We start from the raw sequence: 3,799 nt of genomic DNA, 5'->3' as shown, positions 1-3,799 counted from the left end.
GGACGCTTTGGTCTCAGGCGCCGGGCGGGATCGGCGGCTGTTTCGGTGGAAGAGCTTTGCCGTGGGGCGCGTCCACCCCCTAGGTTCGGCCGCATGACCCGCGCGCTGACCGGCCTCCTGACCTCGCCCTTGAGAAACCTGGTCGCGGTCGTGGCCTTCATGCTGGCCCTGATCACCGTCTCGACCACCGGCTATGTGCTGGCCGGCTGGAGCCTGGCCGACGCGATCTACATGGTGGTGCTGACGGTCTACACGGTGGGCTATGAAGAGGTTCGCCCGATAAACACGCCGGGCCTGCATGCTTTGACGATGATGACCATCGTCTTCGGCTGCACCGGCATGATCCTGTTGACCGGGGTGCTGGTCCAGGTTTTCACGGTGGGGCAGATCAAGCAGCTCCTGGGTCGAACCGGCGTGACCACTGAAATCGAGCGGCTGAAGGGACATGTGATCATCTGCGGCTTCGGCCGGATCGGGGTGATGCTGGCCAAGGACCTCAAGGACGGCGGCATGGATCTGGTGATCCTCGACCGCAGCGAGGCGCGGATCGCCCAGGCCCAGGCCCTGGGCTATCTCTGCCTCCAGGTCGACGCCGCCGACGAGGCGGGGCTGAAGGCCGGCGGCATCGAGCGCGCCAAGGTGCTGGCCACCGTCCTGCCGGACGACGCCGCCAACGTGTTCATCACCCTCTCGGCCCGCAGCCTGAACCGCGAGCTGCACATCATCGCCCGGGGCGAGCAGCCGACCACCGAGAGCAAGCTGGTCTATGCCGGGGCCGACAAGGTGGTGCTGCCGACCCACATCGGCGCCGAGCGCATCGCCGAGATGATCCTGCATCCCGAGACCGCGCGGTTCATTCGCGGCTCCGACCGCATGCGGGACTTCGACAAGACGCTCAGGGACCTCGGCCTGCATCTGGAGGTCGTCACCGTGCCGGAGGAGTCCGCCGCGATCGGGGTGGGCCTGGGCGAGATGGAGAACCGGGGGCGCGGCGGATTCTTCGTGGTGCAGCTGGATCGCCGCGACGGCGAAGTCCTGACCCGGCCGCCCGGAGACACCCGGCTGCAGGCCGGCGACGGAGTGCTCCTGGTCACCCGCGCCGACATCGCCGCCATCACCACCCTGTTCCAGGCCTCGGCGGATCGGGTCCGGGCCGGCCGCAGCCTGTTCTGACCGGCGGGGAGGGGCTAGTCTGGGGCCAGAAGGAGTCGCCCATGGCTGGACTGAAGGACAAGCGCGGCTTCATCGACAAGGAGCGGCTCGATCTCTCCGAGCGCCAGGCGGTCGAATACTGGATGAAGCGCTGGGGCGTCACCCGCGACCAGATCACCGCCGCCCATCGCAAGGTCGGCCGCATGACCAAGGACATCGCCGCCGAGCTGGGCAAGAAGCGCTGAGGCGCCTCAGGCCTTGGGATATTTCACGGCCATCTCCTCCAGCGTCGCGGCCAGGATTTCCTCCAGCACCGCCAGGTCCAGGTCGCTCAGGCGCTTGATGTGCAGGCAGACGCCCTTGAAACTGTGCTTGCCCAGCCGCGCCAGGCGCGCCGCGTGGGCCGCCGCGCCGCCCATCAGATAGACCACGGTCTTGCCCTTGCGGGGGCTGAAACTCAGCCGGGGCATCTGGCCCTCGCGGCCGCTGTCATAGCGATAGTGATAGGCGTCGAAGCCGACGATGGCGTCGCCCCACATCACCGCCGGCTGTCCGGTCACCCGGCCCATCAGGTCGATCAGCACGCGGGCGTCCTCGCGCTGGCCGGCGTCAGCGATGGCGGCGACATGGTCGTCGACGCTGGCTGTGGTCGGCACGGTCTTGATCGTCGCCATGGTCCTACCTCGCGTGCGCCGTCAGCCAGCCGCTGATCCGGGCGAGGGCGACCGGCGCAAAGGTCTCCTCGATCTGACCGTATTCGCTGGGCGATCCGGTCGCAGCCGTCTGGAACAGGTGGTTCAGGCCCGCCATCTCCTCCACCGTCGCGTCCGGATTGCTGGCCAGGGCCGCGCGCAGCAAAGGCAGGTTCTGGTCGGCCGCGACCTGCAGGTCCTTGGACCCGTTGAGCGCCAGGACCGGGCAATGCACCGCCTCCAGGGCCGGCTTCGGATCATAGGCCAGCAGAGAGCGCAGGCCAGGCTGGGTATAGGCCGCCGTCTCGGCGTCGATGTGGGCGGCCGGCGCCTCGGGCCGCGCGGCCACCAACAGGGCGTGGACCTTCGACACCGCGTCATCGGCGCTGACCGCGCTGGCCGCGGCCACGAACAGCCGATGCTTCAGCTGCATCATCTCCTCGATCTGGGCGTCGCTGGCCCCGCCGGCCTTGGCGATGCGGACGTTCTGCAGCTCCAGTTCCTCAATCCCCTTGGCGGCCGGCGCGGCCAGCAGCACCAGCCAGGCCACGGAGGGATTGCGCGCGGCGATCATCGGGGCGACGCAGCCGCCCTCGCTATGGCCGACCAGCCCGACCTTGCCGGCCAGGATATCCGGTCGCGCCCGTAGCCAGTCGAAAGCCGCCTCGGCGTCGGAGGCGAAGTCGGACAGGGTGGCCACCGCCAGATCGCCGGTCGAACCGCCGATTCCACGCTTGTCATAGCGCAGCACCGCGATGCCGGCCCGGGTCAGTCCGTCCGCCAGCACCAGGAAGATCGGATGACCCAGCACCACCTCGTCGCGCAGGCTGGGGCCGGAGCCGGCGATCAGCACCACGGCGGGGAAGGGGCCGGCGCCCTGCGGCAGGGTCAGGGTCCCGGCCAACCTCACGCCCTTGGCGGCGGGGTTGTCGATCGTGGCCGCCACCTCGCGATAGGGATAGGGCCGCTTGGGGATCTGCGGTCGGTTGATGGGAGCGGCGCCGGCGCCGGCCCCGCGCCGTGCGAAGCTGAGCGGCTGGTCCAGGCCGCCCTGGGTCCAGGTCCCGACCAGGGCCTGGCCATCGGGGCTGAGCCCGCCCTTGAACTGGCCAAAGGCGAAGCGGATCGTCAGGGCCGCGTCGGCGCCTTCGACCGCTGTCGCCGGTACGCCCACGGCGCCCTGGTCCAGGCTGTCGAGGGTGGCGGTGTAGCCGCCGGCGCCGGCGACCAGGTGCAGGGCGACCCGCAGCTTCGCCGCGATCACCCCGTCCCAGTCGCCGGCCGCGCCGGGCGTGGCGGCCTGGACCGGCAGGGCCAGCAGCGTGGGCAAGGCGGCCAGCACCGCGCGACGGATCCACTGCGGTGACGTCATGCGGGCTCCCTCGCTAAGGGCCTGTGGCGGCGGTTGGCGGGCATGCCGAAGCTTGCCCGCCTTTGCGCGGATGCGCGAGTCCGCGCAACCGTCAGGCTTTGAAGGCCTCCGGAATCGCGTCCCCGCCGGCGTCGCCGAGCTCCGAGCCGCCGTCGACATTCATGATCGTGCCGGTGATGTAGCGGCCGCTGTCGGACGACAGATAGATCACCGCCTCGGCGATATCGATCTTCTCGCCATAGCCGCGCAGGGCGATCCGCGACTTCACCCGCTCTTCCGCCTCCGGCGTCGTCGCCAGACGGGCCATGCCTTCGGTCTCGGCGATGGGCCCCGGCGAGATGGCGTTGACCCGCACCCCGGCCGGACCCCACTCCATGGCCAGGCACTGGGTCAGCATGTTGATCCCGGCCTTCGCCGCGCAGACATGGGCCTGGTAGAGCGACGGCCGCGAGCCCTGCGGCGCGGTGATCGAGATCAGCGAGGCGCCGGGCCGGTTCAGATATTGGAAGCTCGCCCGCAGCACGTGGAAGGTGCCCATCAGGTCGATATCGATCACGGTCTTGAAGCCATTGGGGCTGATGCC

General features: G+C 69.8%; 5 protein-coding genes. 2 read left to right on the top strand and 3 right to left on the bottom strand.

Translation table 11 applies throughout. The annotated features are described in order from the left end of the window. The first annotated feature begins 93 nt into the window (after positions 1-93). Positions 94-1,173, top strand: coding sequence for a TrkA family potassium uptake protein (locus Q7P21_RS19985; protein ID WP_304171780.1), 1,080 nt, complete (start codon positions 94-96; stop codon positions 1,171-1,173). 41 nt (positions 1,174-1,214) lie between these two features. Then, positions 1,215-1,397, top strand: a complete 183-nt coding sequence (locus Q7P21_RS19980) for a DUF3606 domain-containing protein (RefSeq protein WP_242566726.1) — start codon at positions 1,215-1,217, stop codon at positions 1,395-1,397. 6 nt (positions 1,398-1,403) lie between these two features. On the opposite strand, the gene Q7P21_RS19975 is transcribed toward Q7P21_RS19980, so the two are convergent. The 3 genes from Q7P21_RS19975 to Q7P21_RS19965 form a co-directional block, all read right to left on the bottom strand. Beyond that, positions 1,404-1,826: a DUF1801 domain-containing protein gene (locus Q7P21_RS19975; protein ID WP_304180077.1), complete on the bottom strand. Its 423-nt coding sequence runs from the start codon at positions 1,824-1,826 to the stop codon at positions 1,404-1,406. A 4-nt stretch (positions 1,827-1,830) separates the two neighbouring features. Continuing rightward, positions 1,831-3,216: a S9 family peptidase gene (locus tag Q7P21_RS19970; protein ID WP_304180076.1), complete on the bottom strand. Its 1,386-nt coding sequence runs from the start codon at positions 3,214-3,216 to the stop codon at positions 1,831-1,833. A gap of 91 nt (positions 3,217-3,307) precedes the next feature. After that, positions 3,308-3,799 (bottom strand): SDR family oxidoreductase (locus tag Q7P21_RS19965; RefSeq protein WP_304180074.1); only part of this gene is annotated, 492 nt, incomplete at its 5' end.

This window comes from Phenylobacterium aquaticum (genome assembly GCF_947378715.1).
GTDB classification, from domain to species: domain Bacteria; phylum Pseudomonadota; class Alphaproteobacteria; order Caulobacterales; family Caulobacteraceae; genus Phenylobacterium; species Phenylobacterium aquaticum_A.
The sequence above is the reverse complement of the archived record's forward strand: the minus strand, read 5'-3'. Positions and strand labels throughout refer to the sequence as shown.